Origin of the sequence: Sphingomonas sp. CFBP 8760, from assembly GCF_014841615.1 — a bacterium.
Classification (GTDB): Bacteria; Pseudomonadota; Alphaproteobacteria; order Sphingomonadales; family Sphingomonadaceae; genus Sphingomonas.
Genome location: NZ_JACYUG010000026.1, coordinates 1 through 17,892, shown reverse-complemented (window position 1 = coordinate 17,892; position 17,892 = coordinate 1). Strand labels below are relative to the sequence as shown.

The 17,892-nt window shown below is 67.0% G+C and carries 21 protein-coding genes and 2 tRNA genes; 21 read left to right on the top strand and 2 right to left on the bottom strand.

From position 1 onward, the window contains the following. Position 1: 1 nt before the first annotated feature. The 17 genes from gspF to IFT82_RS18775 all read left to right on the top strand — a co-directional run bounded on the left by gspF (position 2) and on the right by IFT82_RS18775 (position 12,435). Positions 2 to 1,225, top strand: coding sequence for a type II secretion system inner membrane protein GspF (gspF, locus tag IFT82_RS18855; RefSeq protein WP_192129676.1), 1,224 nt, complete (start codon positions 2 to 4; stop codon positions 1,223 to 1,225). Positions 1,226 to 1,236: 11 nt separating this feature from the next. After that, positions 1,237 to 1,677: a type II secretion system major pseudopilin GspG gene (gene gspG, locus IFT82_RS18850; RefSeq protein WP_192129675.1), complete on the top strand. Its 441-nt coding sequence runs from the start codon at positions 1,237 to 1,239 to the stop codon at positions 1,675 to 1,677. Further along, positions 1,652 to 2,134 carry a GspH/FimT family pseudopilin gene (locus tag IFT82_RS18845; protein WP_192129674.1) on the top strand — a complete coding sequence of 161 codons (483 nt, stop codon included), beginning with the start codon at positions 1,652 to 1,654 and terminating at the stop codon, positions 2,132 to 2,134. Before gspG ends, IFT82_RS18845 begins: the two co-directional genes overlap by 26 nt. Continuing rightward, positions 2,124 to 2,516 carry a type II secretion system minor pseudopilin GspI gene (gene gspI, locus IFT82_RS18840; protein ID WP_192129673.1) on the top strand — a complete coding sequence of 131 codons (393 nt, stop codon included), beginning with the start codon at positions 2,124 to 2,126 and terminating at the stop codon, positions 2,514 to 2,516. Before IFT82_RS18845 ends, gspI begins: the two co-directional genes overlap by 11 nt. Beyond that, positions 2,513 to 3,208, top strand: coding sequence for a type II secretion system minor pseudopilin GspJ (gene gspJ / locus IFT82_RS18835; protein ID WP_342355162.1), 696 nt, complete (start codon positions 2,513 to 2,515; stop codon positions 3,206 to 3,208). The genes gspI and gspJ overlap by 4 nt, the downstream gene beginning before the upstream one ends. Further along, on the top strand, positions 3,198 to 4,166 hold the full coding sequence (gspK, locus tag IFT82_RS18830; RefSeq protein ID WP_192129672.1) for a type II secretion system minor pseudopilin GspK: 969 nt from the start codon (positions 3,198 to 3,200) through the stop codon (positions 4,164 to 4,166). The genes gspJ and gspK overlap by 11 nt, the downstream gene beginning before the upstream one ends. Continuing rightward, positions 4,163 to 5,248: a type II secretion system protein GspL gene (gspL, locus tag IFT82_RS18825; RefSeq protein WP_342355161.1), complete on the top strand. Its 1,086-nt coding sequence runs from the start codon at positions 4,163 to 4,165 to the stop codon at positions 5,246 to 5,248. The genes gspK and gspL overlap by 4 nt, the downstream gene beginning before the upstream one ends. Further along, positions 5,245 to 5,721, top strand: coding sequence for a type II secretion system protein GspM (gene gspM, locus IFT82_RS18820; RefSeq protein ID WP_192129670.1), 477 nt, complete (start codon positions 5,245 to 5,247; stop codon positions 5,719 to 5,721). The genes gspL and gspM overlap by 4 nt, the downstream gene beginning before the upstream one ends. Continuing rightward, a complete protein-coding gene (gene gspN, locus IFT82_RS18815; protein WP_192129669.1) occupies positions 5,718 to 6,443 on the top strand; it encodes a type II secretion system protein N in 726 nt (241 codons plus the stop codon). The genes gspM and gspN overlap by 4 nt, the downstream gene beginning before the upstream one ends. Positions 6,444 to 6,491: 48 nt before the next feature. Next, a tRNA-His gene (locus IFT82_RS18810) sits at positions 6,492 to 6,568 on the top strand. A 21-nt stretch (positions 6,569 to 6,589) separates the two neighbouring features. Next, complete coding sequence (locus IFT82_RS18805; RefSeq protein WP_192129668.1) at positions 6,590 to 7,639, top strand: Glu/Leu/Phe/Val family dehydrogenase; 1,050 nt, start codon at positions 6,590 to 6,592, stop codon at positions 7,637 to 7,639. 87 nt (positions 7,640 to 7,726) lie between these two features. After that, on the top strand, positions 7,727 to 8,452 hold the full coding sequence (gene ccmC, locus IFT82_RS18800) for a heme ABC transporter permease CcmC (protein WP_192129667.1): 726 nt from the start codon (positions 7,727 to 7,729) through the stop codon (positions 8,450 to 8,452). Positions 8,453 to 8,549: 97 nt separating this feature from the next. Beyond that, positions 8,550 to 8,984 (top strand): cytochrome c maturation protein CcmE, encoded by a 435-nt coding sequence (gene ccmE, locus IFT82_RS18795; protein ID WP_192129666.1) that lies wholly within the window; start codon positions 8,550 to 8,552, stop codon positions 8,982 to 8,984. Next, positions 8,974 to 10,887: a heme lyase CcmF/NrfE family subunit gene (locus tag IFT82_RS18790; protein ID WP_192129665.1), complete on the top strand. Its 1,914-nt coding sequence runs from the start codon at positions 8,974 to 8,976 to the stop codon at positions 10,885 to 10,887. The genes ccmE and IFT82_RS18790 overlap by 11 nt, the downstream gene beginning before the upstream one ends. Next, positions 10,884 to 11,411 (top strand): redoxin family protein, encoded by a 528-nt coding sequence (locus IFT82_RS18785; RefSeq protein ID WP_192129664.1) that lies wholly within the window; start codon positions 10,884 to 10,886, stop codon positions 11,409 to 11,411. Before IFT82_RS18790 ends, IFT82_RS18785 begins: the two co-directional genes overlap by 4 nt. Then, complete coding sequence (locus IFT82_RS18780; protein WP_192129663.1) at positions 11,408 to 11,806, top strand: cytochrome c-type biogenesis protein; 399 nt, start codon at positions 11,408 to 11,410, stop codon at positions 11,804 to 11,806. Before IFT82_RS18785 ends, IFT82_RS18780 begins: the two co-directional genes overlap by 4 nt. Next, positions 11,806 to 12,435, top strand: coding sequence for a tetratricopeptide repeat protein (locus IFT82_RS18775; protein WP_192129662.1), 630 nt, complete (start codon positions 11,806 to 11,808; stop codon positions 12,433 to 12,435). The genes IFT82_RS18780 and IFT82_RS18775 overlap by 1 nt, the downstream gene beginning before the upstream one ends. Positions 12,436 to 12,447: 12 nt before the next feature. On the opposite strand, the gene IFT82_RS18770 is transcribed toward IFT82_RS18775, so the two are convergent. Continuing rightward, the gene (locus IFT82_RS18770; RefSeq protein ID WP_192129661.1) at positions 12,448 to 12,669 is read right to left on the bottom strand and encodes a DUF3072 domain-containing protein; all 222 of its coding nucleotides are present in this window, start codon (positions 12,667 to 12,669) and stop codon (positions 12,448 to 12,450) included. Between the two features lie 49 nt (positions 12,670 to 12,718). After that, complete coding sequence (gene ald / locus IFT82_RS18765; RefSeq protein ID WP_192129660.1) at positions 12,719 to 13,819, bottom strand: alanine dehydrogenase; 1,101 nt, start codon at positions 13,817 to 13,819, stop codon at positions 12,719 to 12,721. Between the two features lie 95 nt (positions 13,820 to 13,914). On the opposite strand from ald, the gene IFT82_RS18760 reads away from it, so the two are divergent. From IFT82_RS18760 to IFT82_RS18745, 4 genes are all read left to right on the top strand, one after another. Continuing rightward, positions 13,915 to 15,927 (top strand): potassium transporter Kup, encoded by a 2,013-nt coding sequence (locus tag IFT82_RS18760; protein WP_192129659.1) that lies wholly within the window; start codon positions 13,915 to 13,917, stop codon positions 15,925 to 15,927. Next, positions 15,924 to 16,451: a 2'-5' RNA ligase family protein gene (locus tag IFT82_RS18755; RefSeq protein WP_244646982.1), complete on the top strand. Its 528-nt coding sequence runs from the start codon at positions 15,924 to 15,926 to the stop codon at positions 16,449 to 16,451. Before IFT82_RS18760 ends, IFT82_RS18755 begins: the two co-directional genes overlap by 4 nt. Positions 16,452 to 16,505: 54 nt before the next feature. Further along, a tRNA-Met gene (locus tag IFT82_RS18750) sits at positions 16,506 to 16,582 on the top strand. Positions 16,583 to 16,753: 171 nt separating this feature from the next. Continuing rightward, a complete protein-coding gene (locus IFT82_RS18745; RefSeq protein ID WP_192129657.1) occupies positions 16,754 to 17,833 on the top strand; it encodes an IS630 family transposase in 1,080 nt (359 codons plus the stop codon). Positions 17,834 to 17,892 lie beyond the last annotated feature (59 nt).

The following is a 17,892-nucleotide window of genomic DNA, read 5'->3' as shown; positions in this document are numbered from 1 at the left end:
CATGGCCGATTTCGATTACATTGCGATCGATACACGCGGCGCGGAAAAGCGTGGCCACGTCGCGGCGATGGATATCGATGCGGCGCGTACCGCGCTGGACCGGCAGAAGCTGTACGTCGTTCGGATCGAACCGGGGTCGCCGCCGGTAGCGCGTGGACGGCCGCTATTCGGTCTGCAAATCGGTCGTGCGAAGATGAACGTGAAGCAGCTGACGCTGTTCACCCGCCAGCTTGCGACGCTCAACCGCGTGTCGCCGCTGGAGGAATCGCTCCGCACGATCACCAAGCAGACCGAACAGGAAAGCGTCCGCGGCATCGTCGCGCTGGTCCATGCCGGAGTGGTCGAGGGTCGGCGCCTCGCCGATTCGATGGCGCGTGAGCCGAAGAGCTTTCCGGCGCTTTACCGCGCGATGGTCGCGGCGGGGGAAAGCTCGGGGACGTTGCCGACGATTCTCGACCGTCTGGCCGCGCTGCTGGAACGGCAGGCGGAGATTCGCGGCAAGCTCATCACCGCGCTCGCCTATCCCGCCATCCTCGCGGTGGTGGCGCTTGGCGTCGTCACCGCGCTGATGATGTTCGTCGTGCCGCAGGTGGTGGAGCAGTTCGATACGGTTGGGCAGGAGCTGCCGCTGTTGACGCGGATGGTGATTGCGTTGTCCGACTTCCTCGTCGGCTGGTGGTGGGTGATGCTGCTCGCGATCGTGCTCGCGGCGGTCGCGGCGTGGCGGTTGCTCAAGGAGCCGTCGATCCGGCTGTCGTTCGACACCCGGTTGCTGAAACTGCCGCTGGTCGGGCGGTTGCTGCGCGATCTTCATGCGGCACGGATGGCGCGTACGCTGGGGACGATGGTGGCGAGCCGCCTGCCATTGCTCGACGGGCTGACGCTGACCGCGGGGACGATTCACAACCGGCGGTTGCGTGTCGCCTCCGACGATATCGTCGATGCGATCCGAGGCGGTGGCAGCCTGTCCGCCGCGATGCGCCGCGCCGGGGTGTTTCCACCGCTGCTCACCTATCTGGCCGCTTCGGGCGAAGCGGCGGGGCGACTGGACGAGATGCTGGAACGCGCCGCCGATTACCTGGAACGCGAGTTCGACCGGTTCACCGCGACCGCGCTGTCGTTGCTGGAACCTGCAATTATCGTGGTGATGGGCGGCATCGTCGCGACGATCGTGCTATCCATCCTGTTGCCCATCCTTCAGCTGAACACGCTGGCCGGAGGTTGAAGAGGAAATTCATGCGTACCCATCACAAGAAACGGCCAATCCGCAACGGCTTCACGCTGGTGGAACTGATGGTCGTCATCGTCATCATCGGCCTGCTGGCGACGATCGTCGCGCTCAACGTCTTGCCCTCGGGCGACACCGCCCGCATCCAGAAGGCAAAGGCGGATATCGCGCAGATCGAGGGCGGACTGGAGTTGTTCAAGCTGCAGAACGTCAACTTCCCGACCACGACGCAGGGGTTGCAGGCGCTGGTCACCGCACCGTCGGGGCTCGCCGATCCGTCGCGTTATCAGCAGGGCGGTTACCTGAAGCGGCTACCCGACGACCCGTGGGGCCGACCATATCTTTATGCCTCGCCCGGCCAGCATGGTGAAGCCGATGTCTGGACTTACGGCGCCGACGGCAAGGAAGGCGGCGAGGGGATCAATGCCGATATCGGCAGCTGGCAATAGCCGGCATCCCTTAGCGACGGCTGGCTTCACGCTGGTCGAGCTGATGGTCGTCATCACGATCATCGGGCTGGCTTCCGCTGTGGTGGCCTTTGCGATGCCCGATCCGCGTGGGCGGGTGCTGGACGAGGGGCTGCGCTTCGCCGCTCGCGTCCGTGCCGCGCGCGACATCGCGATCGTCGAGGCGCGGCCGGTCAGCCTGTGGGTGACGGGTGGCGGCTATGGGTTCGATCGGCGGATCGGCGGGGCATGGACGCCGGTCGCGGACAAGCCTCTGCGCGTGGAGCGCTGGTCGGACCAGACACGTGCGGCCCTGCCCGATGCCGGCGGGCGGACACGGGTGACGTTCGACCCGACCGGCGTGGCCGATCGCAATGTCGATATCCGTCTGTCGCGGCGCGGCGCGGACGCGCTGGTCCGGATCGGCGCCGACGGCGAGGTGCGTGCCGATGCGCAATAGCGCGGAGAGGGGCTTCACCCTAATCGAGATCATGGTCGCGCTGGCGGTATTCAGTCTCGCGGTGCTGGCGCTCGTCCGGCTGGAAAGTGCGACGGTGCGTGGAGCCGGCCTGATCGACGAGACGACCGCCGCCCAGATGGTCGCCCGCAACGTGGCGCTCGATGCCCTGACCGAGGCCCAGCCGCCGGCGCCCGGCCGCAGTAACGGCAGCGAGGTGAACGGTGGCCGCACCTGGCAATGGACCCGGCAGATATCCTCCACCGGCGAGGCGACGGTGGTGCGGATCGATGTGGCGGTCGCCAACCGCCGTGGTCAGATCGTCGGTCGGGTGATGATGGTTCGGCCGCCCAGTGCCGCCACGATCGTCGGGGTGGCCTCGTGACCCGGCGACGTTCGGTCGGGCACGACGTGATACCCTCAGGGCGTCCCGGCGAACATGGCTTCACGCTGGTGGAGGTGATGGTCGCGCTGATGATCTTCGGCATGATCGCCGCGGCGGGCGTCGCGATCCTGTCGTTCAGCATCCGGGCGCAGGCTGCCACCGCGGCGCGGCTCGACGACGGATCGGCGCTGGCCCGGACGATATCGGCACTGTCGGCCGATCTTGCCCAGGCGATGCCGCGCGCCGCCCGTGACGAGGGCGGTACGCTGCGCCCCGCGTTTATCGGTGAGGCAGGCACGCTGATGCTGGTGCGTGGCGGCTGGACCAATATCGATGCCGCCCCGCGCGCGACCGAGCAGAAGGTCGGCTGGCAGATCGTCGACAACGCATTGGTCCGCAGCGGCTATCCCCAGATCGACGGGGCCGCGCCGCTGCCACCGGTGCCGATGCTGGGCGGCGTGCAGGCGCTTCGCCTGCGTTATCGTTATGCCGGCGCATGGAGCGACCGGTGGGACGGGGCGGGGGGCGTGCCGTTGCCACAGGCGGTGGAGATGACGATCGACCGCGCGAACGGTGTCAGCTGGCGCACGATGTTTTTGGTTGGAACAGGCTATGGCGCCACCCGGCTGCCCGATCCATCGCCGAGCGGTACCGCCACCCCCAGTCCGACGCCGACCGCCAATGCACGCTGATCGCGAACGCGGCGCGGCGTTGCTCACCGTCCTGATGCTGGTCGCGGTGATCGCGGTGATGGCGGGGACGGGGCTGGAGAAGCTGCGCCTGTCGACGCGCCTGGCCGGTAACGCCGCCGCCACCGAGCAGGCGCGTGCCTATGCGGTGGCGGCGGAGGCGATGGCGGCGGTAAAGATCGGCGGACTGCTGTCGGCCAGCCGCCAGCGCGTGACGCTGGCCGGCGGGTGGAGCGGGCGGCCGTTCGGCCTGCCCCTGCCTGGCGGCGGGATCGCCACCGCGCGCGTCAGCGATGGCGGCAACTGCTTCAACCTCAACGGGCTGGTCACGCAGGTAGCGCCCGGTGTCTATGCCAGCTACCCGACGCAGCGCGTCCAATTCGTCCGGCTGATGCAACTGACCGGTATCCCGCCGCAGGTGGCCGAACAGGTCGCCGCCGGCGCGTCCGACTGGATCGACAGCGATAGCGACCAGCAGGGCAACGGGGCGGAGGACGGTGCCTATACCGGGCAGCAGGTCGGGTACCGTACCTCCGGCACGCTGATGGCCGATCCCAGCGAACTGCGCGCCATCGCGGGGATGACACCCGATATCTATGCGCAGATCCGGCCCTGGGTCTGCACATTGCCGATCCCCCGACCCTCGACGATCAACGTCAATACGCTGCTGCCCGAACAGGCGCCGCTGCTGGCGATGATGGCCCCCGACACCCTGTCGGTCGATGGCGCCCGGCAACTGCTGCTGCGCCGGCCGCCTCAGGGATGGGGCAATCCTGCCCAATTGTGGCAGGGCGTGGCGCAACCGGCCGATGCCATCAGCCAGACGAGCAGCAGCACCAGCTGGTTTGCCCTGGCGATCGACGTGGATATTCCCGGCGCTCAACTGGAAGAACGTGCATTGATCGACGCAACCACTCTTCCCGTACGGCTCGTGGCACGGCAATGGGGGGAGGACACGTGACCACCTTGTTGTTCCTTCCCGCCGGTGATGCCGGTTTTCGCTGGATGCGCTTCGGTGACGCAGGATTGCTGGCGCGTGGTGAGGGGATTCCCGCCGGTGACGAGCCGGTGGTTGCGGTCGTACCCGGCGATGCCGTGACGCTGCACTGGGCCGATCTGCCCGCCCGCTCCACCGCCCAGGCTGCCGCCGCCGCGCGTATCCTGGCGGCGGAGGCCAGCGCAGCCCCGCCGGGCGAACTTCACGTCGCGGTCGGTGAGGCGGAAGGGCGTGGCGACGGCACCGACCGGGCGATCGCGGTGGTCGGCGCGGCGGCGATGCGCGACTGGATGGACATGTTGGCGCGGGCGGGGGTCGATCCCGTCGCGCTGCTACCCGCGCCGCTGTTGCTGCCCCGACCCGAAGAGGGGTTCGTCCAGGCCACCGTCGCGGGACAGGCGCTGGTGCGGGGACGGACCAGCGGGTTCGCCGACGAGGCGCCGTTGACCGAGCTGGTCACGCGGGGTGAACCGCTGACCCCGATCGAGCGTGAACCGCTGGATGCGGCACTGGCGGCGGCGGCGGCGTCACCGGCTCTCGATCTGCGACAGGGGCCATTCGCCCGGCGCCGGCGCTTCGCGATCGACTGGCGGTTGATCCGGCGGCTCGCGGTGCTGGGTGCCGCCATTCTGGGCGTGACGTTCGCGATCTCGCTGGTGCGGGTGGCGAAATACAGTTTTGCGGCGGACGCGCTCGAAGCACGCGCCGATGCCCTCGCCGCCACCGGCCTGCCTCGTGGTGAAACGGTGACCGACGCCGATCGTCAGCTGGGTGAACGCAGCGGCCGGGTGATCGGACCGGGACTGGGCTTCTCGACCACGGTCGCCGCTGCCTTCGCTGCCGTGCGCAGCGTGCCGGGGACCGAGGTGACCGCGATCGACTTCGCCGCCAATGGTGACCTGCGGCTGACCGTTTCGACCGAGCGAGAGGCGCTGGCGACCGACCTGAAGCGCGCGCTGGAAGCGGCAGGCTTTACCGTTCGTGCCAGCGTGTTCCAGTCCGCTGGCGGGCGTGTCAGCGGCGAATTGACGGTGAGCGTGCGATGATGGCCCTGCGAAACTGGTTCGGGGGACGATCCCCGCGTGAGAAGCGGTTACTGCTGGTGATGGCGGGACTGGCGATCGTCACGATCGTCTGGGGCCTTATCCTGCGACCGTTGGGCGATGCCATGGCCGGTGCGCGCCAACGCCACGCCGCGGCGGTCGTGCGGTACGGCGAGACGGCGGCGCGGGTGGAGGCATTGCGCGACGCACGGGCGGCACGCGTGCCGTTGCTGACCGGATCGCTGGCGGATGCCGTGCGGGCGCGGGCGGAGCAGGCGGGTTTCCCGCTCGCCAGCCTTGATCCCGCCGGCAATGACGGCGTCAGCGTATCGATCCAGTCCGCCCGCGGGGCGGCGCTGACGGCGTGGCTGGCCCGGCTGGAGCGGGCCGGGATCGTCGTCGAGGGTGCGACACTGACCGACAATGGCGACCGGACCGTCGCGGGCCGGATCATGCTGCGGCGGCGCGCAGCATGAGGCGGGTGCGGCTCGCCACCGGTCCGGCGGCGTTGTTCGGTGCGATGCTGCTGATCGCCCTCGTGGTATTCCTGCCGATGCGGCTGGTATTCGGCTGGGCGGGCGCGGGGGAAGCGGGGCTGTTGGCCCGCTCCGTCACCGGTACGATCTGGGGTTCCACCCTGCGCGAGGCGCGATTCGGCGATCTCGCGCTTGGCGACGTGTCGGCGCGTTTGTCGCCGTTGCCGCTTCTGGCGGGGCGCGCGGCGGTGGCGATGGCGGGTCCCGGTGGCGCCGGCGCGCCGCCGATGACGGGCACCGCGTTCGTCAGCCGCCATGGTTACGGCGTCGATGGAATGACCGCCCGGATCGCCACCGGTCGCGCATTTCAGCCATTGCCGGTCACCGCGCTCGATCTCGACGGGGTGACGGTGCGATTCGAGGATGACCGCTGTGTAGCGGCGGAGGGGCGCGTGCGGGCCGCGCTGGCCGGCGAAGTCGCGGGGATCGGCGTGCCCGCATCTGTATCCGGCGAAGCACGCTGCGATGCGGGTGCGCTGGTGGTGCCGCTGGCAAGCGCGGCAGGAACCGAAGCGATCGCGTTGCGGATCGGAGGGGACGGCCGTTACCGTGCCGACCTGTCCATCCGTCCGACGGACCCTGCCGTCGCGACCCGACTGGAAGCGTCGGGCTTCGTTCGCGGTGGTGACGGATATGTTCTTTCGGTCGATGGACGCTTCTGACCGCTTGACGTCGATGGGTCGCTACCGCTAGGGGCGCGTTTCTTCGTGGCGACCGTAGTTCAATTGGTTAGAGCGTCGGCTTGTGATGCCGGAAGTTGCGGGTTCAAGTCCCGTCGGTCGCCCCACCTTCTTCCCGGACATGCGCGATGACCACCGATTGGGGCTTTCCCGATTTCGACGACCATGAGGGCGTCCACCTGTTCACCGATCCGGTGTCGGGGCTGAGGGCGGTCATTGCGATCCACTCCACGAAGCTGGGGCCTGCCGCTGGCGGTGTCCGCTTCTGGCACTATGCCGACAGCGACCGCGCCATCACCGATGCGCTCCGCCTGTCGCGCGGCATGAGCTTCAAGAACGCGATGGCCGGGCTCGACCTGGGTGGCGGCAAGGGCGTCGTGCTGGCGGCCAACCCCGGCGATACCATCACCACCGAACAGCTCGAGGCATTCGGTCGCGTCGTCGAATCGCTCGGTGGCCGGTACGTCACGGCCGAGGATGTCGGCATGTCCGAAGACCGGATGAAGGTGATCGCGGGCCAGACCCGCTACGTCTCCGGCCTGCCTGTCGCCAGCGGCGCGGCGGGGGGTGATCCCGGCCCCTATACCGCCCACGGTGTCTATCTGGGGGTGAAGGCCGCCGCCGCGCGCGGACTGGGTGCCACCGATATGAAGGGCGTGCGCGTCGCCGTGCAGGGTCTCGGTTCCGTTGGCGGCGGTCTGGCTCGGCTGCTGGCGAAGGACGGCGCAGTGCTGACGCTGGCCGATGTCAACGAGATGCGGGCCGAATCGCTCGCCGCCGAACTGGGTGCGACTGCCGTTCCGGCCGAGGCGATCCTGATCCAGGACGTCGATCTGTTCAGCCCCAACGCGCTGGGGGCGATCCTGACCGAGCAGTCGATCGCCGAACTGCGCGCGAAGGTCATCGCGGGCGGGGCCAACAACCAGTTGGCTACCCGCGCCGATGGGCTGCGCGTGCATGAGCGCGGTATCCTCTATGCGCCCGATTACGTCATCAACGCCGGTGGTATCATCAACGTCGGCCTGGAATATCTCGGCCATGGCGACGAGGCGGAGGTGATGGCACGGATCGCCAAGATCCCCGCCCGCCTGAATCAGGTATGGGACGAGAGTGACCGCAACGGCCTGCCCGCTGCCGATGTCGCCGACCAGATCGCCAAGGGGCTGATCGGGCGCTGACATTCCCGGTTTTCGACGAAAGTGGGGCGTGACCCGGCGATGGTTTCACCATAATAGTAAACGCCGTCTCTTTTGTTGAATGTCTCGTTGCCCAACCTCCACGCCCTTGCCAATCCTGCGCGCTTCCTGAAGATCGCCCGGCCGCTGACGCCGGTGCTGTTCTGGACGGGCGTGCTGCTGATTGCGATCGGCTGCTGGGCCGGCCTGACGCAGACGCCGCCCGACTATCTGCAGGGCGAAACGGTGCGAATTCTCTATATCCACGTCCCCGCCGCCTGGCTGGGCATGGGCGGGTGGAGCGGGATCGCGCTATCGTCGATCGCGTTGCTGGTCTGGCGGCATCCGCTTGCGGCCGTCGCGGCCCGCGCGATCGCGCTGCCCGGGGCGGTGTTCGCCGCGCTGTGCCTCGTCACCGGATCGATCTGGGGGCGGCCGACCTGGGGAACGTGGTGGCAGTGGGACGGACGGCTGACCTCGATGCTGCTGCTGTTCTTCGTCTATTGCGCCTATATGGCCTTGGCCCGTGCGGATGCGGATCGCGGCGGGGATGGGCGGATTCCGGCGCTGTTCGGGCTGGCGGGCACGGTGTTGTTGCCGGTCATCCGTTATTCGGTGATCTGGTGGAATACGCTGCATCAGGGACCCAGCATCGGGCTGACCAGATCGACGATCGACGGCGCGATCCTCTGGCCGCTACCGATCATGGTGGCGGGGTTCAGTTTCCTGTTCGGCGCGATCGTGCTGATGCGGATGCGCGGCCTGCTGGCGGTGGCCAAGGCGGAGGCGCGGATGCGCCGGATGGCACGGATATGAATCCATGGCCTTTCGTCGCCGTCGCCTATGCGGTGATGCTGGGCGGTACCGCCGTGCTGGCGATCGTCAGCTATCTCGCGATGAAGCGGGCAGAGCGATGACGGCGAAGCGCCAGCGGCTGGTATTGGTGCTGCTCGCCCTGGGGGCGGTGGGCGTGGCGGCGCTGTTGGCGCTGTCCGCGTTGCGGGATCAGGCGGCATTCTTCTATGCGCCGTCCGACGTGGCGACACAGGGTCTGCCGCTCGGCCGCGCGGTACGGCTGGGGGGCATGGTCGAAGCCGGATCGGTGCGGCGCGCCGTGGATGGGGTGACCGTCCGCTTCATCGTCACCGATGGCCGTGCGACGACGCCCGTCACCTTCGCTGGAATCGTCCCCGACCTGTTCCGCGAGCGATCGGGCGTAGTGGCGGAAGGAGAGTTTCGACGCGACGGCAGTTTCGTCGCGTCCAACCTGCTCGCCAAGCATGACGAGAAATACATGCCCCCCGAACTGGCGGGCAAGATGCACGAAACGAAGACGCTTGCTCGCTGAGGCGGGTCTTGCCGCGCTATGGCTGGCCGCAGCGCTGGCCATGCTTCAGCTGCTGATGGCGGCCGTGGCGCTGCGTGGCGGCGACGATGCGCTGGTGGCGGTACGCCCGGTCGCGATCGTGCAGGGCGCGCTGGCGATCGCCGCGATGGCCATGCTGATCGCGGTTTTCTGGCGATCGGATATGAGCGTCGCGCTGGTCGCCGCGAACAGCCATTCCGCCAAGCCCTGGTTGTACAAGGTCGCAGGTGCGTGGGGCAACCACGAGGGGTCGATGCTGCTCTGGGTAACGATCCTGGGAATGGCGGGCGGTGCCGTCGCACTGTTCGAACGACGGCTGGCGGAACCGACGCTGGTCGCGACCCTGGGCGCACAGGCGCTGATCGCGCTGGGTTTCTATGCCTTCCTGCTGTTCGCTTCCAACCCGTTCGCCCGGCTCGATCCCGCGCCGCTGGACGGGGCGGGCCTGAACCCGCTGCTGCAGGACCCCGGCTTGGCCTTTCATCCGCCAACGCTCTATGCGGGCTATGTCGGATTGTCGGTGGCCTTTTCGTTCGCGGTGGGTGCGCTCGTCACCCGCGATGTCGGGCGCGATTTCGCGCGGGCGATGCGTCCCTGGGTGCTGGCGGCGTGGATATTCCTGACGCTGGGGATCACCGCGGGCAGCTACTGGGCTTATTACGAGCTGGGCTGGGGCGGCTGGTGGTTCTGGGACCCGGTCGAGAATGCTTCGCTGATGCCGTGGCTGGCGGCGACCGCGCTGCTGCATTCGGTGACGGTGTTGGCGACGCGCGATGGCCTGCGCGCCTGGACGGTGATGCTGGCGGTCGTCGCCTTCTCGATGTCGATGCTCGGCACCTTCCTCGTGCGATCGGGTATCCTGACGAGTGTCCATGCCTTTGCCGTCGATCCTCGCCGGGGCGCCTTCATCCTTGTCCTGCTCGCGCTCTATATCGGCGGGGCGCTGACGCTGTTCGCGGCGCGGGTGGGGACGGTGCGGCAGGGTACGATGTTCGATCCCGTCAGCCGCGAGGGCGGGCTGGTCGCCAACAATCTGCTGCTGTCGGTGATCCTCGGTATCGTGCTGATCGGCACGCTCTATCCGTTGGTCGCGGCCGGGTTCGGCGTGCAGCTTTCGGTCGGGCCGCCCTTCTTCAACAAGGCGGCAGGCCCGGTCGCGCTGGCGCTGGTGGTGGTGATGGCGGCGGGGCCGCTGCTGCGCTGGCGGCGGGACAATGTGCAGGCCGTGATCGTCCGCGCGACCTGGCCGATCGCCACCGCCGCCTTCGCCTTTGCCGCACTGATCGTGTTTGCCATGCCGATAGGGGTGCTGCCGCTGCTGGGCCTTAGCCTCGCCGCGGGTCTCGCGGTCGCCAGTGTCGCTCCGTTATGGGGGCGCAACCTGCGCCGTACGCCGCTGTTTACTTGGGGCATGGTCGTCGCGCATCTCGGCATCGCAGTGTCGATGGCGGGAATGGCATGCGATGCGGCCTTCACGACCGAGCGACTGATCGCGCTGCGCCCCGGTGAGGCGACGCGGGTGGGGCCATTCCGCGTGACGCTGGATGGGCTGTCACCACGGGTCGCGGACAACTGGTCGGCGGTGCAGGCGCGGCTGACGGTGGAACGCGACGGTACGAAACGCGAACTGTTCCCCCAATCGCGCACCTTCACCGACCCGCCGACGACGACCAGCGAATCGGCCATCGCGACGTTGATGGACGGACAACTCTATACGGTGCTGGGGGCGGCGGACGGGCAGGGGCGGTGGCAGTTGCGCCTTTGGTGGAAGCCGTTCGTAACGTTGATCTGGCTGGGTGGGGTGCTGGTGGCACTGGGCGGCGCGCTGTCGCTGATCGGTCGCCTCCGCCCGCGCCATCGTCCGGCGGTGGAGGCATGGACGTGAGCCGCCACCTCCTCTGGTTGCCATTGGTCGCATTCCTTGCGCTACTGGCGGTCGTCGCGGGGGGCCTCTGGCGTCCGGCTGATCCGACGGTACGGTCGGCACTGATCGGTCAGCCGCTGCCCGATTTCGTGCTGCCGCCACTGGTGCCCGGCAAGCCAGGCCTGACGAGCGCGACGATGCACGGGCAAGGGCCGCGACTGGTCAACATCTTCGCCAGCTGGTGCGTGCCCTGCATCGCGGAGGCGCCCCAGCTGATGCGGCTCCACGCCGCCGGCATCCCGATCGATGCGATCGCGATTCGCGATACCGCGCCGGCGGTGCAGTCGTTCCTGCGCCGGCTGGGTGATCCCTATGCCAGGATCGGAGACGACCAGGCCAGCGCGGTACAATTGTCGCTCGGCTCGTCGGGCGTGCCCGAGACCTTTCTGATCGACGGCGATGGTCGGGTCGTGCGCCAATATGTGGGCGATATCCGTGCCGATCAGGTCGATGCGATCATCGCCGAGGTCAGGGCACTGCGATGAAGGGGCTGGCGATCCCCCTGTTACTGCTGGCGACCACGGCTGCCGGACAGACGGTCGTGCCCGCCGCCCTTGCCGACACGCAACTGGCAAACCCCGCGCAGGAGGCATCGGCCAAGGCATTGATGGAAACGCTACGTTGCGTGGTCTGCCAGGGCCAGTCGATCGCCGATAGCGATGCGACGATGGCGGGCGACATGCGCGCGCTGGTCCGCCAGCGCATTCGTGCCGGCGAGACGCCGGAAGCGATCAAGGACTGGCTGATCGGCCGTTACGGCAACTATATCACCTACGATCCGCCCCTCGACGCGATGACATGGCCGTTATGGGCTGCTCCCGTCATCCTGCTCGCGCTCGGCGTCTGGATCGCCCGCAGCAGCTTCCGGCGGCGACGCTGATGGGCTGGCTGATGCTCATCCTGCTTGGAGTCGCCGCTTTCGTCGCGCTGGCGGTGCTGCGGGTGCCGCGTTCGCTGTGGTCGATGGTGGGAGCCGCCTTGATGCTGGGGGCGACGGGGTATGCCTTGCAGGGGCGGCCGATGCTGGTCGGTCTGCCTGCGACCGGCAAGCCCGAGACACAGATCGTCGATCCTGCGCTGGCCGATCTGCGGGCGCAGATGTTCGGGCGGTTCGGCGCCGAAAGTGCCTATCTGACCGCCGCCGATGCGCTGTCACGAATGGGGTCGCCACGATATGAGGTCGACAGCCTGCTGGGTGGTATTCGTGGTACGCCTGACAGTGTGCAGTTGTGGACGGCACTGGGCGATGCGCTGGCGCGGCACGATGGCGGTCGTTTGTCCCCTGCGGCGGTCCTCGCCTTCGATCGTGCCCACCGTCTCGAACCACGTCATCCGGGACCGTGGTTCTTTTTCGGCATCGCGCAATTACGGGCAGGCGATCCGGTTTCGGCAAAGCGATCATGGCGCAATGCGCTACGGTTGACGACGCCCGATGCACCTTATCGCGAAGAAATCGAAAAGCGCGTGAGGCTGCTCGATCGCCTGATCGATGCGATCGAGCAGCCCTGATTCGGCTAACGATCAGGAAGCGCCGCGTCCGGTCTTGGCCTGAAGAGCGTCGATCTTCTTCGATGCATCCGCCTTGCTGAGCGAATCATCGAACTCTTCATGAGCTTCCTCACTCAACGTCTTGAGGTAGCTGGCTTGTGCCCCGGTCATCGGTTCGTCGCCGGTGGTCCAGTCGTCCGGATCCTTCTCGGCGTTGGAGAAGGGCTCGGACTTGGGATTGGAAGTGTCGGTCATGGGAAAATCCTTTCCTCCCACCAACACTTCCGTTCCCATTGTGTTCCGGTCAGGCGGGCTCGAACGGCAGATCGAGCGCCTCGGCGACCGCGCGGTGGCGAATCTTGCCGGCCGAGACGTTGAGCCCCGCGGCCAGATGCGGATCGCCCTTCATCGCCGCTTCCGCACCCTGACCCGCTAGCTTGAGCGCAAACGGCAACGTCGCATTGTTGAGCGCGAAGGCGGAGGTCCGCGCGACGGCGCCGGGCATGTTGGCGACGCAATAGTGGATCACGCCATCCACCTCGAACACCGGGTCCTCATGCGTGGTCGCATGGCTGGTTTCGAAGCAGCCGCCCTGATCGATCGCGATATCGACCAGCACGCTGCCCCGCTTCATCGTCTTTAGCATCTCGCGCGTCACCAGCTTGGGGGCGGCGGCCCCCGGGACCAGGACGGCACCGATCACCAGATGCGCGTTCTTCACCGCTGCGGCGATCGCCGCCTTGCTGGCATAGGCAGTCTTGATCTGGCTGGAAAAGAACATGTCCAGTTCGGCAAGCCGACTCATGTTCAGGTCATAGATGGTCACGTCGGCGCGCATCCCGACCGCCATCTGCGCGGCGTTGATACCGGAGACGCCACCGCCCAGGATCGCGACCTTGGCCGGCGCCACGCCCGGCACGCCGCCCAGCAATACGCCACGGCCGCCCTGTTCCTTTTCCAGGTAATGCGCGCCGACCTGTACCGACATCCGCCCTGCGACTTCGCTCATCGGCTTCAACAGCGGCAGGCCGCCGCCGGGAGCCGTCACCGTCTCGTACGCGATGCACGTCGCGCCCGACGCCATCAGTCCTTCCGCCTGTGGTCTATCCGCCGCGAGGTGGAGATAGGTGAACAGCAGGTGGCGCGGTTCCAGCAGCGCGATCTCGCCCGCCTGCGGTTCCTTGACCTTCACGATCATCTCGGATGCGGCGAACACCGCCGGTGCGTCCGGCAGGATCGTCGCGCCTGCCGCGCGGTAAGCCTCGTCATCGAAGTCGATGCCGGCACCGGCGCCGGTTTCCACCGCGACCTCGTGCCCGGCGGCCACCAGTTCGGCGACCGATGGCGGGGTCAGGCCGACCCGGTATTCGTGATTCTTGATTTCCTTGGGAACGCCGACCTTCATGATGACCTCTCTTGGTGTTCTTATTCGGCTCCTATAACGCGCGGAGACGCCGCCTGTCCCGCACTGCATGTCATCGTTGCAGCCCGGCGGGGCGCATGCTACTCGCGCTGCCTCATGTCAGTGCTCGAAAGTACGTTGTTCATCATGGACGCGGCAGCAGCCATCGCGGATCGATCGATCCCCCGGTGAGCACCTCCACCAGCAAGACAGCCGCGGTCGCCGGAACGGTGGCGGACGGCTATCAACATCATCCCAAGCAGGGGCTTGCCCGGCTTGCGCTTGGTGCGATCGGTGTCGTCTATGGCGATATCGGCACCAGTCCGCTCTATGCGATGAAGGAGGTGTTCGTCGGCCATCACCCGCTGACGGTCGACCAGCTCCACATCTTCGGCGTCGTCAGCCTGATCTTCTGGTCGCTGCTGCTGATCGTGACGTTGAAATATGTCCTGGTCATCCTGCGGGCGGACAACAACGGCGAGGGCGGCAGTCTGGCGTTGCTCGCGCTGATCCAGCGGCGCACCGGCGGCGGGCGCTGGGGGCCCAGCCTCGTCATCCTTGGCGTGCTGGCCACCGCGTTGTTCTTCGGCGACTGCATGATCACGCCCGCCGTGTCGGTGCTGTCGGCGGTGGAGGGGCTGGCGACGGTCGAGCAGGGATTCGATTCGTTCGTCATTCCGATTGCGGTCGCGATCCTGATCGGGCTGTTCTACATCCAGTCGCGCGGGACGGGCAGCGTCGGCAAGCTGTTCGGCCCGATCATGCTGGTCTATTTCACCGTGCTGACGGTGCTAGGCGTCATCAACATCATGGGCCGGCCCGATGTGTTGCAGGCGATCGACCCGCGCTGGGCGGTCCGCTTCGTGATGACGGACGGGATGCTCGCTTTCCTCGCGCTCGGATCGGTCGTGCTGGCAGTGACGGGGGCGGAGGCGCTCTATGCGGACATGGGCCATTTCGGCCGTCGTCCGATCGAGGTCGCGTGGCTTTATCTCGTCTTCCCGGCGCTGATGATCAACTATCTGGGGCAGGGGGCGCTGCTGCTCGACCAGCCCGAGGCGGCGGCCAATCCGTTCTTCCTGATGGCGTCGGAGGACTGGCGCCTGCCACTGGTCATCCTGTCGACGATGGCGACCGTCATCGCCAGCCAGGCGGTGATCACCGGGGCATTCTCGGTCGTCCAGCAGGCGGTGCAACTGGGGTTGATGCCGCGTCTGCGGATCGAACATACCAGTGCGGCGGAGGCAGGTCAGATCTATATCCCGGTGGTAAACTGGGCGCTGATGATCATGGTTTTGCTGCTGATCTTCGGCTTTCGTGAATCATCCAACCTTGCCGCGGCATACGGGATCGCGGTGACGGGTACGATGTTCATCAGTACGTTCATGGTCGGGGTGCTGATCCGGCGGGTGTGGCAATGGCCGGTCTGGGCGTCGGGGCTGTTCGTCGGCCTGTTCCTGATGATCGACGGCGCCTATTTCTCGTCGAACCTGACCAAGGTGCCCGATGGCGGCTGGTTCCCGCTGCTGGTCGGCGCGGTCGTCTTCACCGCGCTGACGACCTGGTCCACGGGCCGCAAGCTGATGATCGACCGCCTGCGTGAGGCGGCGATGCCGATCAAGGTCTTCATCACCTCTGCCGCCACCTCGGCCAGCCGGGTGCCTGGCACCGCCGTATTCATGACGTCCACCGCAGAGGGTGTACCCCATGCGCTGCTCCACAACCTCAAGCACAACAAGGTGTTACACGACCGCATCATCCTGCTGACCGTGGCGATCGCCGATCAACCCTATTGGCCGCAGACGGAGCGGGTGAAGCACGAGGAACTGGGCCATGGGTTCCATCGGGTCGTCCTGCGTTTCGGTTTCATGGAGGAGCCGAATGTCCCCGCTGCGCTCAAGGCCGCCTACGGCCCCGGCAGCGAGGTGAGGATGATGGACACCAGCTTCTTCCTGTCGCGCCAGACGCTGATCGCGTCGGACAGGCCGGGGATGGCGCTGTGGCGCGAAAAGCTGTTCGCATGGATGCTGCGCAATGCCGAAAGCGCCATGGAATTCTTTCGCCTGCCGTCCAACCGGGTGGTCGAACTGGGCAGCCAGGTGGAGATTTGACCGACGCGGTATCCACGCCGACTCCGGCCCCCATCATCGTCACCGCCTTGTTCGGCCGGAACGACCAAGGCTGGTTCGATGCGCAACGGTCGGCGTTCTTCCCGCCCGAACGCAATGTCCTGTCGGCGCATTGCACGCTGTTCCATCATCTGCCGCCATCGGCGGCGGACGAACTGAAGCATCGGCTGGTGCAGGCGACGCGTGGCGTCCCCGCACCGGACGCTCGCGTGGCCAGCCTGATGTCGCTGGGCCGCGGCGTCGCCTATCGGATCGACTCGCCGGGCCTGACCGCTATTCGTGCCGATCTGGTCGCGGCGTTCGCGGGTCTCCTGACGCCGCAGGATGCCGGCGGTTGGCGCCCGCACGTGACGATCCAGAACAAAGTGACGCCGAACGTCGCCAAACTGCTGCTCGACCGGCTGGCGAGGGATTTCCGGCCACGTCCCGTCGAACTTACCGGACTGGCGACGTGGTGGTATCGTGGTGGGCCATGGGAATCGCTGTCACGGCACATGTTCGCTTGACCGGGTCCGCGACCCTTCCTATAGGCGCCGCTCGCGAGTGATAATACCTCTCGGGGCGAAGTAGCTCAGCTGGTTAGAGCACGGGAATCATAATCCTGGGGTCGGGGGTTCAAGTCCCTCCTTCGCTACCACCGCCATCGAGCGGTCAGAACCCTTCCGGGGCTTTGGATGTGTAGACGATCTGTTCGCGAATGAGCCAGGTTCCTCCAAGGAGCCCGGCTTTCGCGTTTCTAGTGGAATGATCGGGACGGAAGCATCCGTATAGGCTTCCTGGTATCGTCTTCGGGTGCGATGGTCGGGGGATGCATAGCGGGATCAGCATTGCCGTCACGGCATCGGACAGAGAGCGGCTCGAGGCGCTGGTGGTGGCGCGTGGTTCACCGCAGAAGCATGTGTGGCGGGCGCGGATCGTCCTGCTGAGCGAGGATGGTCTGGGCACGGTCGCGATCATGGCGGCGACGGGCAAGTCGAAGACCTGCGTGTGGCGCTGGCAAGAGCGGTTCATGGCCGAGGGCGTCGATGGCCTGCTGCGCGACAAGACGCGACCGCCGGGGATCGCGCCGCTCAAGCCCACGCTGGTCGACAGGGTCGTGGCGTTGACGCTGGAGCCGCCTGGGCACGAGGCGACGCACTGGACGGTGCGCGCCATGGCAAAGGCGGTTGGTATCGCGGCCTCCTCGGTGGTGAATATCTGGCACGACCATGGCCTGGCCCCGCACCGCTGGCGCAGTTTCAAGCTGTCCAACGACCGGGCGTTCGCCGAGAAGCTGCACGATGTGGTCGGCCTGTACGTCTCACCGCCTGCCCATGCGATCGTGCTGTCAGTGGACGAGAAGAGCCAGATCCAGGCGCTCGACCGCACGCAACCCGGGCTACCGCTCAAGCGCGGCCGGAGCGCGACCATGACCCACGACTACAAGCGTAACGGCACCACGACGCTGTTCGCCGCCCTGAACGTCCTCGATGGCTCGGTGATCGGGCGCAACATGCAGCGTCACCGCCATCAGGAGTTCATCCGCTTCCTCAACGCCGTCGAAGCCGAGCTGCCGCAGGACAAGGCCGTCCACGTCATTCTGGATAACTACGCGACATACAAACAGCCCAGGGTGCGCGCCTGGCTGGACCGCCATCCGCGCTGGACGTTTCACTTCGTGCCGACGTCATGTTCGTGGCTGAACGCGGTCGAGGGTTTCTTCGCCAAGCTGATCCGTCGCCGCCTGAAGAACGGGGTCTTCCACTCCGTCGTCGATCTCCAGGCCGCCATCAACCGCTTCATCAAGGAGCATAACCAGCAGCCCAGACCCTTCGTCTGGCGCGCCAATCCCGATGAAGTCAGCGCCGCAGTCAGGCGTGGGCACCAAACGTTGAAATCAATCCACTAGAGCAAATTCCGTTCAGTACGCATCGTATCCGGCAGCGGCGAAGTAGTTGGCGCACTCTG

Coding starts and splice junctions, on each gene's coding strand:
- gspF (WP_192129676.1), top strand. CDS start 2: ATGGCCGATTTCGATTACATTGCGATCGATACACGCGGCGCGGAAAAG.
- gspG (WP_192129675.1), top strand. CDS start 1,237: ATGCGTACCCATCACAAGAAACGGCCAATCCGCAACGGCTTCACGCTG.
- IFT82_RS18845 (WP_192129674.1), top strand. CDS start 1,652: ATGCCGATATCGGCAGCTGGCAATAGCCGGCATCCCTTAGCGACGGCT.
- gspI (WP_192129673.1), top strand. CDS start 2,124: ATGCGCAATAGCGCGGAGAGGGGCTTCACCCTAATCGAGATCATGGTC.
- gspK (WP_192129672.1), top strand. CDS start 3,198: ATGCACGCTGATCGCGAACGCGGCGCGGCGTTGCTCACCGTCCTGATG.
- gspM (WP_192129670.1), top strand. CDS start 5,245: ATGATGGCCCTGCGAAACTGGTTCGGGGGACGATCCCCGCGTGAGAAG.
- gspN (WP_192129669.1), top strand. CDS start 5,718: ATGAGGCGGGTGCGGCTCGCCACCGGTCCGGCGGCGTTGTTCGGTGCG.
- IFT82_RS18805 (WP_192129668.1), top strand. CDS start 6,590: ATGACCACCGATTGGGGCTTTCCCGATTTCGACGACCATGAGGGCGTC.
- ccmE (WP_192129666.1), top strand. CDS start 8,550: ATGACGGCGAAGCGCCAGCGGCTGGTATTGGTGCTGCTCGCCCTGGGG.
- IFT82_RS18780 (WP_192129663.1), top strand. CDS start 11,408: ATGAAGGGGCTGGCGATCCCCCTGTTACTGCTGGCGACCACGGCTGCC.
- IFT82_RS18775 (WP_192129662.1), top strand. CDS start 11,806: ATGGGCTGGCTGATGCTCATCCTGCTTGGAGTCGCCGCTTTCGTCGCG.
- IFT82_RS18770 (WP_192129661.1), bottom strand. CDS start 12,669: ATGACCGACACTTCCAATCCCAAGTCCGAGCCCTTCTCCAACGCCGAG.
- ald (WP_192129660.1), bottom strand. CDS start 13,819: ATGAAGGTCGGCGTTCCCAAGGAAATCAAGAATCACGAATACCGGGTC.
- IFT82_RS18760 (WP_192129659.1), top strand. CDS start 13,915: ATGCTACTCGCGCTGCCTCATGTCAGTGCTCGAAAGTACGTTGTTCAT.
- IFT82_RS18745 (WP_192129657.1), top strand. CDS start 16,754: ATGCATAGCGGGATCAGCATTGCCGTCACGGCATCGGACAGAGAGCGG.